14 protein-coding genes and 2 other annotated features are annotated in these 16038 nt (G+C 34.4%); of the genes, 12 read left to right on the top strand and 2 right to left on the bottom strand.

Annotation, left to right across the window (positions count from 1 at the left end; genetic code table 11):
* Window positions 1-10 precede the first annotated feature (10 nt).
* Window positions 11-604 carry a DUF3139 domain-containing protein gene (locus ACXY7N_RS03200; RefSeq protein ID WP_080120050.1) on the bottom strand — a complete coding sequence of 198 codons (594 nt, stop codon included), beginning with the start codon at window positions 602-604 and terminating at the stop codon, window positions 11-13.
* A 220-nt stretch (window positions 605-824) separates the two neighbouring features.
* Here ACXY7N_RS03200 and ACXY7N_RS03195 point away from each other — a divergent pair, with 220 nt between their 5' ends.
* The 5 genes from ACXY7N_RS03195 (at window position 825) to ACXY7N_RS03175 (ending at window position 5951) form a co-directional block, all read left to right on the top strand.
* Window positions 825-2291 (top strand): RNA-guided endonuclease InsQ/TnpB family protein, encoded by a 1467-nt coding sequence (locus ACXY7N_RS03195; protein WP_488592268.1) that lies wholly within the window; start codon window positions 825-827, stop codon window positions 2289-2291.
* Between the two features lie 167 nt (window positions 2292-2458).
* Window positions 2459-3178, top strand: a complete 720-nt coding sequence (locus tag ACXY7N_RS03190; protein WP_000818985.1) for a 3-ketoacyl-ACP reductase — start codon at window positions 2459-2461, stop codon at window positions 3176-3178.
* Between the two features lie 148 nt (window positions 3179-3326).
* On the top strand, window positions 3327-3998 hold the full coding sequence (locus ACXY7N_RS03185; protein WP_016088298.1) for an O-methyltransferase: 672 nt from the start codon (window positions 3327-3329) through the stop codon (window positions 3996-3998).
* 132 nt (window positions 3999-4130) lie between these two features.
* Window positions 4131-5003: an aminoglycoside 6-adenylyltransferase gene (locus ACXY7N_RS03180; protein ID WP_016088297.1), complete on the top strand. Its 873-nt coding sequence runs from the start codon at window positions 4131-4133 to the stop codon at window positions 5001-5003.
* A 117-nt stretch (window positions 5004-5120) separates the two neighbouring features.
* Window positions 5121-5951 (top strand): peptidoglycan-N-acetylglucosamine deacetylase, encoded by an 831-nt coding sequence (locus tag ACXY7N_RS03175; protein ID WP_016088296.1) that lies wholly within the window; start codon window positions 5121-5123, stop codon window positions 5949-5951.
* Window positions 5952-6067: 116 nt separating this feature from the next.
* Here the strand turns inward: ACXY7N_RS03175 and ACXY7N_RS03170 are convergent, their stop codons facing one another.
* Window positions 6068-6676, bottom strand: coding sequence for an NUDIX hydrolase (locus ACXY7N_RS03170; RefSeq protein ID WP_016088295.1), 609 nt, complete (start codon window positions 6674-6676; stop codon window positions 6068-6070).
* A gap of 81 nt (window positions 6677-6757) precedes the next feature.
* Between ACXY7N_RS03170 and ACXY7N_RS03165 the strand changes: the two genes are divergently transcribed.
* The 7 genes from ACXY7N_RS03165 (at window position 6758) to ACXY7N_RS03135 (ending at window position 15753) form a co-directional block, all read left to right on the top strand.
* Window positions 6758-7396: a pyridoxamine 5'-phosphate oxidase family protein gene (locus ACXY7N_RS03165; RefSeq protein ID WP_016088294.1), complete on the top strand. Its 639-nt coding sequence runs from the start codon at window positions 6758-6760 to the stop codon at window positions 7394-7396.
* A gap of 234 nt (window positions 7397-7630) precedes the next feature.
* Window positions 7631-7862, top strand: a binding site (T-box leader).
* Between the two features lie 115 nt (window positions 7863-7977).
* Window positions 7978-8209: a binding site (T-box leader), on the top strand.
* 154 nt (window positions 8210-8363) lie between these two features.
* Window positions 8364-9659: a homoserine dehydrogenase gene (locus ACXY7N_RS03160; protein WP_016088293.1), complete on the top strand. Its 1296-nt coding sequence runs from the start codon at window positions 8364-8366 to the stop codon at window positions 9657-9659.
* A complete protein-coding gene (gene thrC, locus ACXY7N_RS03155) occupies window positions 9652-10710 on the top strand; it encodes a threonine synthase (protein ID WP_016088292.1) in 1059 nt (352 codons plus the stop codon). The genes ACXY7N_RS03160 and thrC overlap by 8 nt, the downstream gene beginning before the upstream one ends.
* Window positions 10707-11600: a homoserine kinase gene (thrB, locus tag ACXY7N_RS03150; protein ID WP_016088291.1), complete on the top strand. Its 894-nt coding sequence runs from the start codon at window positions 10707-10709 to the stop codon at window positions 11598-11600. Before thrC ends, thrB begins: the two co-directional genes overlap by 4 nt.
* 116 nt (window positions 11601-11716) lie before the next feature.
* Complete coding sequence (locus tag ACXY7N_RS03145; protein WP_016088290.1) at window positions 11717-11926, top strand: DUF6366 family protein; 210 nt, start codon at window positions 11717-11719, stop codon at window positions 11924-11926.
* Window positions 11927-12138: 212 nt separating this feature from the next.
* On the top strand, window positions 12139-14442 hold the full coding sequence (locus tag ACXY7N_RS03140; protein ID WP_016088289.1) for a glycoside hydrolase: 2304 nt from the start codon (window positions 12139-12141) through the stop codon (window positions 14440-14442).
* 309 nt (window positions 14443-14751) lie between these two features.
* Window positions 14752-15753, top strand: a complete 1002-nt coding sequence (locus ACXY7N_RS03135; RefSeq protein WP_016088288.1) for an LCP family protein — start codon at window positions 14752-14754, stop codon at window positions 15751-15753.
* Window positions 15754-16038: the final 285 nt, after the last annotated feature.

Below are 16038 nucleotides of genomic sequence, written 5' to 3'. Positions count from 1 at the left end.
TCTTCTAACACTATTTCTCTTTATACATACATTTACCATTGCTGCAGCTATATTGATAAGCTTTTCCTTCGCTATTCATACGATATGAGTAATCAGATTCTTTATCTTTCTTAAAGTCAACGTATGCTTCTGCACCGTTTTTATCATCATCTATATCAATGAATTGAACGCTTCGTATAGAATAATCCTTTTTTTCACTTAAACCTCTTTCTTGTAAGTTTGTATGAATACCTTTTATTAATTGGTCGAACAGTGACCAATTTAAATTAAGATGCTCAAATGATTCAGTATGTCTTCCTAAAATGCCATTGTCTTGTATTATTTTATTATTATTATCGTATGTATAAGAGTATGTAAAATAGGGTTCGTCTTTATATACTACCTCTGCATAATAGCCGATATTATAAATGGGAGTATATTTTCCAGTTATGCTTTGTATTTCTTCTTGCTTATAGTTTTTTATAGTATGGAGATAATTGCTAGTATCTTTTTCTATTACTTTATAATTTAGTGGATTACCAAATATAAAGTACATCGCAAAAAATATGATACATAGTCCGACTGCAGTTAGTGACAAGAACCATTTTTTTCTCTTCATACACATACACTCCCCTATGCTGGATTTATTTTTATTTTACATGAATAATGATAAAAATATGAGACTTATAAATAAAAAAGTTTCTATCATGCCTTTCGAGAGGACTCCCACCTCTAAACGTAAGTGAAGGTGGTGAGGTGAATCGAAAGAAATATTTTATTTTCAAGAAAAACAGAAACATACGTTCTATTTTTGCTATAATATCCTTAACAAGGAGGTGAATAAAATGGCAAAAGAAAATCCATCAAACTATAAAACTCTTCAAATCTGGATTAAAAAAGGGCATCGTATGTATTCTTATTTTCAAGAATGTTGTCATAACGCTAAGAACATGTACAACACCACAAACTTTTATATACGCCAGGTGTACACTGGATTAACACAAGAAAAAGAGTTGCAGCCTTTGCAAAAAGAAGTTCTGGCTAATATTCATAAAAATATTGGTAAGATGAATGACACACAACTTCTTGCCTATCAGAAGAAATTGGAAAAAGAGAAATTAAAGCCTAAAGAAGAACAGAAAGAGATTACATGTAATTTGTTTTCAGAACCTAATTTTGAAAAACCTTATGTAGATTACAACTTTCTAGATGCACTATTTAAGGCTATGATTCAAAATGATTATCGAACTTTGCCTACGCAATGTAGCCAGTCAATCATGAAAGGTTTGTTCCAAAATTGGAAATCTTTTTTTGCTAGTTTAAAAGACTATAAAAAGAATCCAAACAAATATGCTGGAACGCCTAGGATTCCAAAGTATATTCGTTCTTCTGAAAAAGAGATTCTGTATACAAACCAAGATTGCATCATTAAAAACGGTAGATTTTTAAAGTTTCCAAAGACGAAATTGCAATTAAATATTGGGAAACTAGGTTTCACTGAAGGTAAACTGAAACAAGTTCGTGTGATTCCAAAATACAATGAATATGTAGTGGAATTGGTAATTGATGTTCCTTCTGAACAACAAATGATTGAAGAGAATGCACGTTATATGAGTATTGATTTAGGGATTGATAACCTTGCAACCATCGTAACAAACACAGGTATGAAACCTGTCCTTGTTAAGGGCAAACATGTCAAAAGCATAAATCAATATTACAACAAAATGAAGAGTCATTTTACAAGCATTCTTAGAAATGGGAAACAAACTAATGAAGGACCTTTTACTTCTAAAAGGATAGAAAAACTTCATCAAAAACGTTACTTGAAAATAAAAGACGTCTTCCATAAAGTTAGTCACCATATCGTAAAACTAGCTCAAGAAGAAGTTTGTAAAATCGTTATTGGTCAAAACAAAAGTTGGAAACAAGAAACGAATATGGGAAAAAGAAATAACCAATCGTTTTGTCATATCCCACATAGTTTATTGATTCAAATGATTACATACAAAGCAAATGCTGTAGGCATTCAAGTTGTTGTAACTGAAGAATCATATACATCGAAAGCAAGTTTTCTGGATAACGACTTCATTCCAACGTATGGAGAAAATGACCAAAATACAACTTTTTCAGGAAAACGAATAAAGCGCGGCATATATCGTTCAGCAAATAAAACTTTAATTCATGCAGATGTAAATGCTGCGGCTAACATTTTACGAAAAGTAATCCCAAATGCATGGACAAATGGGATAGAGGGGTTAGGCGTGAAACAGCTCGCTAATGTGTTAACTCCCCTGACGTTAATCGTCCGTTAGGTCAAAACGTTAGAAACCCCCACTTCAAGCTTTGCTAAGTGGGGGAGTGTTCATAGTTACCTACAAGTAACCTACGCACATGAAAGTGCATCATTGCCTTTTTACATAAATATAGTTACACTTTTAATATAATAATAAACAACTGAGACGATTAAGGAGTGTTATACTTGGCAGAATTATTACAAGGTAAAAATGCTTTAATTACAGGCGCAGGTAGAGGTATTGGTCGTGCTGTAGCAATTGCATTAGCCAAAGAAGGCGTAAACGTAGGTCTTTTAGCTCGTTCAGAAGAAAACTTAAAAGCTGTAGCGAAAGAAGTAGAAGCAGAAGGCGTAAAAGCTGTTATTGCGACTGCTGATGTTTCTTCATATGAAGAAGTGACTACTGCGATTGAGACATTAAAAAACGGTTTAGGCTCTATCGATATTTTAATTAATAACGCTGGTATTTCTAAATTTGGTAAGTTTTTAGAATTAGACGTTGCTGATTGGGAAAAAATCATTCAAGTAAACTTAATGGGTGTATACTATGCAACTCGTGCAGCTTTACCAAGCATGATTGAACAACAATCTGGTGATATCATTAACATTTCATCTACAGCAGGACAAAAAGGTGCACCTGTAACAAGTGCATATAGTGCTTCTAAATTTGGTGTTCTTGGCTTAACAGAATCGTTAGCGATGGAAGTTCGTAAACATAATATTCGTGTAACAGCTTTAACACCAAGTACAGTAGCAACTGATATGGCTGTAGATTTAGGATTAACTGATGGAAATCCAGATAAAGTAATGCAAGCAGAAGATATTGCAGAGTTTATCGTAGCGCAGCTGAAATTAAATAAACGTACATTTATTAAATCAGCTGGACTTTGGTCTACTAATCCGTAAGGGATAAATGTATAAACAAAAGAAGGGACATCTATTCTGTAATGGAGGAGATGTCCTTTCTTTATTTTTGTATATGAGACGAAATTTTCGGTATAATCGAAAGTGAATGGTAAAAAAGTATTGAGAAATTGAAGGGGATGGTATTTACATGAGTACGATTGAGAAATGGACGGCTGTTGATCAGTATGTGAGTGATGTATTAATACCGAGAGATTCTACATTAGAAGAAGCTCTTCAAGCAAATGCTGCAGCTAATTTGCCGGCACATGATGTATCGCCAACGCAAGGTAAGTTTTTAAAACTATTAGTACAAATTCAAGGAGCGCGTAACATTTTAGAAATTGGTACGCTAGGCGGATATAGTACGATATGGCTTGCGAGGGGGTTGCTATCTGGGGGCCGAGTTGTTACATTGGAAGCAAATGAAAAACATGCAGAAATTGCACGTAGCAATATTGAGCATGCCAATTTGAATGATAGAATTGAAATACGAGTAGGATTAGCGTTAGATTCTTTAAAACAAATAGAAAATGAGAAGTATGAACCATTTGATTTTATTTTCATAGATGCTGATAAACAAAATAACCCTGCTTATTTTGAGTGGGCACTGAAACTATCACGCCCTGGTACTGTAATTATTGGGGATAACGTAGTACGTGAAGGAGAAGTTATTGACAATACTAGTAATGACCCTCGTGTACAAGGGATACGCCGTTTCTATGAGCTAATAGCTGCGGAGCCTCGTGTAAGTGCTACAGCGCTTCAAACTGTCGGAAGTAAAGGGTATGATGGATTTGTAATGGCAGTCGTAAAAGAGTGATGTAAGGAGGTAAAAGGGATGAAAAAGAAGTTTCAAAAATTATAACATGTATTGTGTGCAACGCAGTTAGCTCGAGGACCTCCAACGTACATAACAATATAAGTTTGTATAAAAATTGGAGGTTAGGAATAGATGAGAACTGAAAAAGAAATGCTAGACTTAATTATAAATACAGCAAAAGAGGATGAAAGAATCCGAGCAGTTATCATGAATGGATCACGTGTAAATCCAAATGTGAAAAGAGATTGTTTTCAAGATTATGATATTATTTATGTGGTAAGAGATATACAATCTTTTACGTCTAATCATAATTGGATTCATAGATTTGGAGAATTAATGATTGTACAAATGCCGGAGGAAATGTCGTTACTTCCAGCAGACGAAGACGGGAAATTTCCGTATTTAATGCAGTTTATGGATGGGAACCGAATCGATTTAACGTTAGTTCCAGTTGATTTGATAGATACATTCGTTGGGCAAGATAGTTTAAGTAAACGTCTTCTTGATAAAGATGATTGTATGGATGAATTTCCACCAGCAAGCGATAGGGATTACTTAATAAAAAAGCCTACTGAAAAAGAGTTTTTGGATTGCTGTAATGAATTTTGGTGGTGTAGTACGAATATAGCAAAAGGGTTATGGAGAGAGGAACTTTCTTATGCGAAAGGAATGCTTGATGGTCCGGTGCGAGATATGTTTATCGTAATGCTAGAATGGCATATTGGTATGAAAACAGAATTTACAGTTAATGCAGGGAAGTTTGGAAAGCATTTTGAGCAATATATTGAAAAAGATATGTGGGAGCAATTTAAAAGGACCTATTCGAATGCTGAATATGAAAACATATGGGAGTCATTTTTTGTAATGGGAGATATGTTTAGGAAAGTTGCGAACGAATTTGCTAACGCTTATGGATATCAATATCCGCAAGTTGATGATGACAGAGTGACAAGTTATTTAAAACATGTGAGAACATTACTGAGAGATAGTAAAGTAATTTATTAGTTTTAATGAGTAATAAGACTGTCCTAATTAAGGACAGTCTTATTTTTGTTTATGAATAAGAATTTCTCTAACAAAGTGCAGATGAATCACATATGAAATTTTAGGGAGGTTTTTATCATGTATTATTTTTATTCGCCAGAAATGTTTGCTCCATATCAATGGGGACTAGAACGAGATGTTTCGTATGCTTATATGCCATATCATTCATTTTATTATGGAGACTATGTAAATGCGATGCCATACGCATTACATGTTCCTCAAAATTATGAAGCCCAAATGAAAGAAGAGGATCGAGGGTCATGGACACCATTTTCATGGGTCGAAAAATATGCGTATGCATTTTCAGGACCATACAATAAAGCAGAAGTAGCTCTTACATTTGATGATGGACCAGATTTAGTATTTACTCCAAAAATTTTAGATAAGTTAAAACAACATAATGTGAAAGCTACATTCTTCTTGCTTGGTGAAAATGCAGAAAAGTTTCCGAATGTAGTAAAGCGTATTGCGAATGAAGGGCATGTAATTGGTAATCATACGTACAGCCATCCAAATTTAGCGAAAGTAAATGATGCTGAGTATCGTAATCAAATTATAAAAACAGAAGAAATATTAAATCGTTTAGCTGGTTATGCACCGAAGTTTATACGTCCGCCGTACGGTGAAATACTTGAAAATCAATTGAAGTGGGCGACAGAGCAAAATTTTATGATTGTACAGTGGAGTGTTGATACTGTTGATTGGAAAGGAGTAAGCGCTGAAACGATTACAAATAATGTGTTAGGGAATTCATTTCCAGGTAGTGTCATACTGCAGCATTCCACTCCAGGCGGGCATTTGCAAGGATCTGTAGAGGCGCTAGACAAAATTATTCCGCAGTTAAAAACGAAAGGGGCACGCTTTGTAACGCTACCAAGTATGTTCCAAACATCGAAAGAGAGAAAATAAAGTGAAATGTAAATCAGTCGGGTTTTGTCAATCATCCACTGATTATTAGCCATCGCCAAGCAAATAGCAGGATAAAGAATAGGACACCCATCTTATTTAAGCCGGGTGTCCGTTTTTTATAAACTATTATCTTTTAGCAATTCTTTTCCTTGTTCAACAACAAATTCGTAATATTGAAGGTCATAAGGGTAAATATCTTCAAAAGTTATCATTATCGGTTTATTGTTTAAAACAGAAATAGCCGTTAAAGATGAAATCTCTCTTTTTAATAGTTGTAAAAAAGAAGTTGCATGTATTTTCATCACATCGTCTACTTCTTCACCTGGTGCAAATGGTAGTGGTTGTATTACTTTATGAAAATACATATGACAAAATTCACGATCAGTAAGGTTTGAAATTTCATAATCTATTTTAAATATTCCTTTGTATGCTAAATCAGTAGTTTGAAAGGAAAGCCCTAATTCTTCTTCAATTTCACGAAGACCGCCCATGTCTACTTCTTCATCATGCATAATATGTCCAGCTGAGGTAATATCCCATATATTCGGAGCTTCTTTTTTATTTTTAGAGCGTAATTGGAAATATAAAAACATATCTTCAGCATCTTTTTCTACAAACCAGCAATGAAATGTTTCGTGCCAATCACCGTCACGATGTACTTCATCACGTAATTTCTTCCCAAGTATATTTTTTTCAGTATCAAATATTGTTAACCACTCTGTCATTTTAATTCCCCTTTCTGCAAATTTTATTATACAATATTTGTATTGAATTTTGGGAAAATAAAGAAAAAGGAGTGATTATACGTGGGGATAGAGAGTAAGGAAATAAAGTCGATTATTTCAACAGAGGAAGAATTACGGGAAATATTGGGGCAACCAAGTGAGCGAGCGTTAAAGAAAGTTATTTCATCACTAGACCACCATTGCGTAGATTTTTTGTCTAAATCTCCTTTTCTAGTATTATCTACTGCAAATAAATTAGGAGAGTGTGATGCTTCGCCGAGAGGAGACGCACCTGGATTTGTATACGTATTAAATAATAATAAAATTATCATTCCAGAAAGACCAGGCAACCGTCGTATAGATTCCATTTTGAATATTATTTCAAATCCGCACGTAGGGTTACTCTTTTTGATCCCTGGTCTTGGGGAGACACTCCGAATAAACGGCCGAGCATTCATTACAAACGAGGAAGAAATTTTGCAAGAAATGCAGGCAAATGGACGCAATCCGTTACTTGGAATTGTTGTTGAAATAGAGGAATGCTATATTCATTGCGCGAAAGCTTTTATTCGTTCAAAAATGTGGGATTCAGAGTCATGGCTAAATAAAAAGGAGTTACCTTCAGCAGCAAAAATGTTGCTGGAGCATGCAAAAGTGAATGCTTCAGAAGAAGATGTTGCACGTTCTTTAGAAGAAAGTTATACGAAAAGATTGTATTAAAAAACTTTGTTAATATAGTTTTGGGAGATGAATATCTACGCGTTTTAGAATGGTATATTTATATATGAACCGTTGATTTATAAACTAGAAAAATAACAAAATAGGTAAATCGAGTGGCAATTGCAAAATGTTATTGTGAAATATAATAAAAAATGATTTTGAAAATAGTTAGTAAAAATAGGCTTGCTTTTTAAAAAGTTGGTAACTATAATAAGTTAACAAATAGACATGAACGAAAAAGTAACGATAAGGACACGGAATCATTTTTACGGTTTACAGAGAGGGAAGCCAAGGGTGTGAGCTTCCTAACACGAGAAATGATTTTACCACCTTTGAACTTCAATAGTGAACGAGCAATCTAGTAATTATTGACGGTATCAGCCGTTATCTGAACTTGAGCAATCTAGTGGGAAATCAGTCTAGATTGGAACAAGGGTGGAACCACGAAAACACATTCGTCCCTTTCCTAGGGATGAGTGTGTTTTTTTATGGAATTAAGGATTGAAAATTTAAAATAATTTAAAAATAGTATTGATTTTGTTTTTTATGCGAGTATAATGAGTTAACAAATAAACATGAACGAAAAAGTAACGATAAGGACAAGAAATCATTTTTACGGTTTACAGAGAGGGAAGCCAAGGGTGTGAGCTTCCTAACACGAGAAATGATTTTACCACCTTTGAACTTCAATAGTGAACGAGTAATCTAGTAATTATTGACGGTATCAGCCGTTATCTGAACTTGAGCAATCTAGGAGGGAATACGTCTAGATTGGAACAAGGGTGGAACCACGAAAACACATTCGTCCCTTTCCTAGGGATGAGTGTGTTTTTTTATTACTTTGAAAGGAGGTGCTGTAACATGAAACGATTCGTACGTACGGAAATAACCACCACCTGCATGACCCAAAAGCAGAGTAAGGTGATTTATAGGTGTAACAATTAAACTTTTAGGAGGAGATTAGAAAATGAATAATGTTATTAATGTTGGAGTGTTAGGTTTAGGTACGGTCGGAAGTGGTGTTGTCCATATTTTGAAAGAGCATTATAAAAAAATTGCACTTGATACAGGGTATGAAGTGAAGGTAAAGACAGTCGTTGTACGTGACTTAGAAAAAGAACGTGATGTTTGCATTGATGGAATCGTAGTAACAAGTCATGTCGATGAAGTTCTAAATGATTCAAATATTGATATTGTAGTAGAGGTAATGGGCGGAATTGAAGAGGCAAAACAGCATATTGTTAAGGCTTTACGAAATAAGAAACATGTCGTAACAGCAAATAAAGATTTAATGGCTGTATACGGTGCAGAGCTTCTTCAACTGGCGAACGATAATGATTGTGATTTATGTTATGAAGCAAGTGTAGCGGGCGGTATTCCGGTGTTAAGAGGATTAACAGACGGATTAGCTTCAGATCAAATTGAAAAAATAATGGGAATTGTAAATGGTACAACAAATTATATGTTAACAAAGATGAGTCAAAATGGCTGGTCGTATGAAGAGGCTTTACAGGAAGCGCAAAAATTAGGTTTTGCAGAATCGGATCCAACAGCGGATGTAGATGGACTAGATGCAGCGAGAAAGGTAGCTATTCTTGCAAACTTAGGTTTTTCAATGAATGTTTCTTTAGATGATGTGCAAGTAAGAGGGATTCGAAAGGTCGAAAAAGAAGATTTACAAATGGCTGAAAAGTTAGGGTTTACTATGAAATTAATTGGGAAAGCAGAGAAACAAGGATCAGCCATTCATTTAAGTGTAGAACCGACTCTTTTACCAAATCATCATCCATTATCGAATGTCAATAATGAATTTAATGCAGTATATGTTCATGGTCAAGCAGTAGGAGAAGTAATGTTTTACGGACCTGGAGCTGGGAAATTGCCGACTGGTTCTGCTGTAGTAAGTGATATTATTTCAATCGTTAAAAATATGAATCAAGTTCAGAAAAATAAAAGTGTGTTAAAAGAACCAGAGCCATACGAGTTACAAGGGGATGAAGAAGTCGTTTCGAAGTATTTCTTACGTATTTCATTACGAGATGAACCTGGGATGTTGCAAAAAATAACAGAATGTTTCGTTAATTATTCTGTAAGTTTAAAAGAAGTTATTCAATTACCTTTAAATCGTGAACTTGCAGAAGTCGTTGTTGTGACACATCAAACTTCAAAATATCAATTTGAACGAGTATTAGGAGCGATAGAAGATGTCGCGAGTGAAATAAACAGTTATTACATTATTGAGGAGGAAAAACAATATGTATAAAGGACTATTAAAACAATATGCTTCTTATTTACCGGTAAATGAAAACACACCTGATGTGAGCTTAATGGAAGGAAACACACCTCTTATTCCGTTATTAAATATATCAAAACAATTAGGGATTCAGTTATACGGTAAGTACGAAGGAGCGAATCCAACAGGTTCTTTTAAAGACCGTGGTATGGTAATGGCAGTTGCAAAGGCGAAAGAAGAAGGTTCGGAGGCAATTATTTGTGCATCTACAGGTAATACATCAGCATCGGCCGCAGCATATGCGGCACGCCTCGGAATGAAATGTATTATCGTAATCCCAGAAGGGAAAATTGCACATGGAAAATTAGCTCAAGCAGTCGCCTATGGTGCTGAAATCATTTCAATAGAAGGGAATTTTGATGATGCACTTAAGGCTGTAAGAAATATTGCTGCGGAAGAGCCAATTACATTAGTTAATTCAGTAAATCCTTACCGAATTGAAGGGCAAAAAACAGCAGCGTTTGAAATTTGTGACCAGTTACAAAGTGCACCAGATGTTTTAGCGATTCCTGTTGGGAATGCTGGAAATATTACAGCATACTGGAAAGGTTTCTGTGAATATGAGAAAGAAAAAGGCTATAAGAAGCCAAGAATTCACGGATTTGAAGCGGAAGGAGCAGCAGCAATCGTAAAAGGACATATCATTGAAGAACCTGAAACAATTGCAACAGCGATTCGCATCGGTAACCCAGCAAGTTGGTCGTATGCGGTAGAGGCTGCCGAACAGTCTCACGGTGAAATAGATATGGTATCAGATGAAGAAATATTACATGCGTATAGATTATTAGCAAAAACTGAAGGGGTTTTCGCTGAGCCAGGATCAAATGCTTCATTAGCAGGCGTAATTAAACATGTTCAATCTGGAAAAATCAAAAAAGGAGAAACAGTTGTTGCAGTTTTAACTGGAAACGGCTTGAAAGATCCTGATATCGCAATCTCTTCTAATACATTAGACATTGCAAGTGTTTCAAATAATATAGAACAAATTAAAGAGCATATTAAAGGGGTGATTATGTCGTGATACCATTAAGTATTCGTGTTCCTGCTAGTACAGCGAATGTTGGACCTGGATTTGATTCAGTAGGAATAGCTTTGTCATTGTATTTAAATGTAGTAGTAAAAGAGAAAGCTGATAAATGGCAAGTAATCCATTCCTTTGAAGAGTCGATTCCGACAGACGATAAAAATTTAATCGTTAGCACGGCATGTAAAGTAAGTCCTTCTTTATCACCTTATATAATAGAAGTTACTAGTAATATCCCACTAACAAGAGGGCTAGGAAGTAGTGCTTCAGCAATTGTAGCAGGGATAGAGCTTGCGAATCAACTTGGTAATTTGAACTTAACAGCTGATCAAAAGGTTCAAATTGCTACAAATTTTGAAGGACATCCAGACAATGTTGCTGCTTCCATTCTAGGGGGAACTGTAATCGGGGCACTTGATGGAAAGAATGTTTCGGTTGTAAGAATTGAAAGTAAGGAATTAGGGGTAATTTCTCTTATCCCAAATGAAGAGCTAAATACAGATGAAAGCCGATCTGTATTACCAGATATGTTTCCGTTTCATGAAGCAGTTAAGGCTAGTGCGATAAGTAATGTATTAGTAGCTGCATTTTGTCAAAAGAAGTGGAAAGTTGTAGGTGAAATGATGGAAAGAGATCATTTTCACGAGCCGTATCGTTTAGAACTTGTACCGTTATTACCATCTATTCGTAAATGTGCAAAAGAGTTTGGAGCATACGGTACAGCGCTTAGCGGTGCAGGCCCATCTATTTTTATACTAACGCCATATGATAAACGTCAAGAAATTGCTAAGCAATTAGCGAGAGTATTTACGTCTATGAAAGTGTGTGAGCTAGAAATTGATCATAGAGGGATTACTGTAAATAAGAAAGAACATATTGGATTATAAAGAAAGCTAGCATCGCTAGCTTTCTTTACGTTGTAAATATCTTTTCAGTTGGCATATAAAAGAAGAGTAATAATGTATAATTTAGTAAAGCGTGTATTAATTTTGGAGGTGATTGTATGAAGAAAGAGTCACCAGAAGAAAAAAGAGAACGCATAAGGCAAAGTGAATTGAAAAATAATCCTACCGGTTCTTTAAAAGATGGACTCAACAGAGCTGAAACAGGTAGTCCAGTTGATATGGCGGGTGGTATGAATTGGAGAGGTACAGCGCTAGTAATTTTAGTGCTAGTTTTAGGATATATTATATACACTTATTTTTTTAGTTAAGAAATGCATGTAAAAGTTTTGAATTATTTGCTTTTATAAGTAGTGAGGATGAAAAAACACGATATTGTACTACATATATTTTAAGCAGGTTATAGTAGTCCATATACACTTATTTTTAAGACTCAAAATAGAGCTAGCGTTATGCTGGCTTTATTTTTTTGCCACATTCCTGTAACAAAGCCCCTGTATATTCAGTGGTGGAGGTGCAGAAGATGAAAAAAATGATAGCAATATGTCTTCTTACAACGATGTCATTTTCGACTTTAGTCGGGTGTGATGTAAAAGGTAGCAATGCTGTACAAGAGTCTAAAATAAAGAAAGCGACGTATAAAGAGTTCACTTACGATGTAAATCCAGAGACTTTCACGTTAACTGTAGAACATGATGGCGTAAAGGAACTGGCGTCACAGCCCTTGCCGAAAATGAAGGTGTCGAATGTAAAAAAAGATAAGGATCGTACATCTTGGGAATATCCAGATCAAAAAGTAAAAGTGAATCTAGAGAAGAAAAAAGATCACTTAAATATTGAAGTGGAATCGACTGGTGCAGAAAGCTTTACGTGGCCGAAAGTACAAGCTGAAAATTATACACTTCCGTTATGGGAAGGGAAGCAAATTCCGAGTAATGATGAAAATTGGAAGAAGTTTTTAAAGGATGATGCATATTCATTTGCTGAATCATTTTCTATGAAATTTTTCGCGTTAAATGGTTCGAAATATTCGATTGTATATATTGCGAACAATATATTTAATAATGAATTGAAATTTCATTCGGATCCGAAAATAGGATTTGAGTTTATACATGAATTCCCGCGTATAAATAAAAATAAAACATATGGATTTCAAGTATATGTGACAAATAATGATGTAGTAAGTATTGCTAAACTATATAAAGACAATATCGCTCGAAAAGGTGAATTTAAAACATTACAAGAAAAGGCTAGAAAAAATAAAGAGATAGAAAAGCTTTACGGCGCAGCTCATTTTTATTTTTGGAATCAAAATGGCTTATCAGAAAGTAATGTAAATTGGCCGAAGATAAGAGAGCAAATAAATAGTCCTGTGTTTAGTCATATAAAAGAGCTTATTCAAAAGAATAGTTCGGAGTCTGGAGAACTGATTGTATTTGATCAAGTAAGTAAACAAGATTTCATTGATAAGTACCAAAAAAATGTTATTTTGCGTTATGTAAATGAAGTATTATCAATGAAGGAGTTGTATAAAGAAGATATTTTCCCGAAAGTTGATCAGAAGGCTAGTGAGTTATTAAACAAAGGTGTAGATCATTTATCAAAGATGGAGTTATATAACTTAAATAAGCATGTATTAAAGTCAGTGCTCGGTGATGCGGTTGAAGAAGTAAGTAAATGGGGTAAGGCAGATGGAACGGATATTATAAAGGAAATGAAAGCGGCAGGAATAGACAATGCATGGATTGGATTGCCGAACTGGGAGCAAGGGTATATGCAGCCTGATTTCGTGACAGAAGCTAAGAAAATGGGATATTTAGTTGGTCCGTATGATTCTTACCATTCTATTCACGAAAAAGCTGATAAAAATTGGAATACAGCTTCTTTTACTGATCCATCGTTATATGAAGAGGCAACTGTGACGAAGAAAAATGGAGAAAAGGTGCAAGGGTTTTTAGGTAGAGGGCGAAAATTAAATCCAATTTTATCTCTTCCTAGTGTAAAAGAACGAATGAACGATATATTACAAAATGGACCTAAATACAATTCATGGTTTATTGATTGTGATGCAACAGGTGAAATTTATGATGACTATTCGGCCAAACATATAACGACACAAGAACAAGATTTAAAAGCAAGGTTACAACGAATGGATTATATTGCGCAAGAAAAAGGTATGGTAGTTGGTTCTGAAGGAGGAAATGATTTTGCAAGTAGCACGATTGCATTTGCTCACGGCATTGAAACGCCAGTTATTAAATGGGACGATGAAGATATGAGGAAAAACAAAACCAGTCCGTATTATGTGGGTGGATATTGGTCGCCGAATCAAAATGTTCCAGAAAAATATGCGAAACAAGTACCGTTAAAAGAAGAGTATAAACAAGTATATTTAAATCCTGTATATTCAGTACCATTATATAAATTAGTATACAATGATGCTGTAATTACAACGCACCACTGGGAATGGGGAAGTTTGAAAGTAAAAGATGAGGTTGGAAACCGTATGTTATACGAATTGTTGTATAACGTTCCTCCGTTGTACCATTTAGATGAAGTAGAATGGAATAAGCATAAACAAGAAATTACACAGCATCTGAAAGTTTGGAATGAAGTTCATGCAAAGGCAGTAAAAGAAGAAATGACGAACTTTGCATATTTGTCAGAAGATAAATTAGTCCAATCTGCTTCATATGGAAAAGATATTAAAATTATTGTGAATTTCTCAAATGAAGAGATAGAAATAGATAAGACGAAACTAAAAGCAAAATCCGCTTTCATTTATAATGATGGGAAGAAAACAATGTATACACCGCTTGAGAAATAATAATATGAAATTTATTATTGCATTACTAATTTTGCTCTTTATTCTTGCTGATTTTTTTAGGTGGAAATCGAACGATTCGAAATGAATGAATTTATAAATCTTTAATTTCAGATATTGCGAAGTGTTAAATATTTGAAGTTGGAAAATAGTGACTTGCCAAAAATAAGCACGAGAGTATAATGTGAAATGGGATATATGTTGGATTTATGAAGTAACCTTACAAAATTGTAAGGTAATTGAAAGGAAATTCAATATGAAGATTACTAGACATACATTATACTAGGGAAAGTGAAAGAGAGGCGAATGGATATGAGCTCTGAATTAGAACAAAATACGAGAAGTAGTAAAAAACGTTCTAAAAGAAAATCAATAAAATGGTTCATTATAATTCCATTTTTCTTACTTGTTTTTGGAGGAGTAGGATATGGGTCGTTAATATATAATAAAGCAAAAGCAGTGGTAAGTGATGCATATGCACAAATTGATAAGTCATCGAAGCGTGATAAAGAAGTTGAACCTTTAAAAGATAACATCTCTATTTTAATTATGGGTGTAGACGGTAGTGAAATGCGAAAAAGTCAATATGGTGAAGCAGTTCGAACAGATGCACTTTTATTAGCAACAATTAATAAAGATGATAAATCAGTTAAATTAGTAAGTATTCCGCGTGATTCACGTGTTTATATTCCATCTAGAAAGAAATTAGATAAAATTACACATGCACACGTATTTGGTGGTGTTGAAAGTACACGAGATACGGTGGAAAGGTTCTTAAATGTTCCTGTTGATTATTATGTGAAGTTTAACTTTGAATCATTCGTACAAATTGTCGATTCACTTGGTGGTATTGATATTGATGTACCAGTTACTTTCACAGAACAAGATAGTAAAGACCAAGCTGGTATGATCCATTTAGAAAAAGGCTTCCAACATTTAAATGGAGAACAAGCACTTGCACTTGCAAGAACGCGTAAAATTGATAGTGACGCAATGCGTGGACAAAGACAACAACTTGTAATAGAAGCAATTGCAAAAAAAGCGATGTCTGTCCAATCAATTAGCAAAATGGGTTCTTTACTTGATGCGGTTGATAAAAATATGAAAACGAACTTAACTTTCGATGATATGCTTGCGATTACAAAAAATATGGCAGGATCTAATTTAGAAATGGAAAAAATGCAAATAGAAGGTACGGATAAACGTATCGGAGGTATTTATTATTACATTCCAAACGAAAAAAATGTAAAAGATATTTCAAAAAAATTAAATGAGCATTTAGGTGTAACACCAAAACCAGTTCGAAATGAATAATAAAAAAAAGATTGGCCTTTGCCAATCTTTTTTTATCCCTTTTGGAAAGAAGACTCCATCTGATTTGTGTTACGGGTGAAACCCAACAATTCAGGTGGAGATGAATTGCCGTCAAAAGGTAGGTTGAACTCTTTTGTTTCGTTCATAACAATTTTTCAGGGCGAATGTTTGTTTCTTTTGTCTTACGATATAATCTGTCGTATATAAGGAGGGTATATATTGTAAGACAACGAAATTGGATAATAATCATCATTTGGTTACTTGAGTGAAAAATAATTTTAATGA

Source organism: Bacillus sp. 5w2 (assembly GCF_054353775.1).
The sequence above is the reverse complement of the archived record's forward strand: the minus strand, read 5'-3'. Positions and strand labels throughout refer to the sequence as shown.

What these genes read in the sequence shown, in the direction of transcription:
- ACXY7N_RS03200 (WP_080120050.1), bottom strand. Translation starts at nt 604, where the DNA reads ATGTGTATGAAGAGAAAAAAATGGTTCTTGTCACTAACTGCAGTCGGA.
- ACXY7N_RS03195 (WP_488592268.1), top strand. Translation starts at nt 825, where the DNA reads ATGGCAAAAGAAAATCCATCAAACTATAAAACTCTTCAAATCTGGATT.
- ACXY7N_RS03185 (WP_016088298.1), top strand. Translation starts at nt 3,327, where the DNA reads ATGAGTACGATTGAGAAATGGACGGCTGTTGATCAGTATGTGAGTGAT.
- ACXY7N_RS03180 (WP_016088297.1), top strand. Translation starts at nt 4,131, where the DNA reads ATGAGAACTGAAAAAGAAATGCTAGACTTAATTATAAATACAGCAAAA.
- ACXY7N_RS03175 (WP_016088296.1), top strand. Translation starts at nt 5,121, where the DNA reads ATGTATTATTTTTATTCGCCAGAAATGTTTGCTCCATATCAATGGGGA.
- ACXY7N_RS03170 (WP_016088295.1), bottom strand. Translation starts at nt 6,676, where the DNA reads ATGACAGAGTGGTTAACAATATTTGATACTGAAAAAAATATACTTGGG.
- ACXY7N_RS03160 (WP_016088293.1), top strand. Translation starts at nt 8,364, where the DNA reads ATGAATAATGTTATTAATGTTGGAGTGTTAGGTTTAGGTACGGTCGGA.
- thrC (WP_016088292.1), top strand. Translation starts at nt 9,652, where the DNA reads ATGTATAAAGGACTATTAAAACAATATGCTTCTTATTTACCGGTAAAT.
- ACXY7N_RS03145 (WP_016088290.1), top strand. Translation starts at nt 11,717, where the DNA reads ATGAAGAAAGAGTCACCAGAAGAAAAAAGAGAACGCATAAGGCAAAGT.
- ACXY7N_RS03140 (WP_016088289.1), top strand. Translation starts at nt 12,139, where the DNA reads ATGAAAAAAATGATAGCAATATGTCTTCTTACAACGATGTCATTTTCG.
- ACXY7N_RS03135 (WP_016088288.1), top strand. Translation starts at nt 14,752, where the DNA reads ATGAGCTCTGAATTAGAACAAAATACGAGAAGTAGTAAAAAACGTTCT.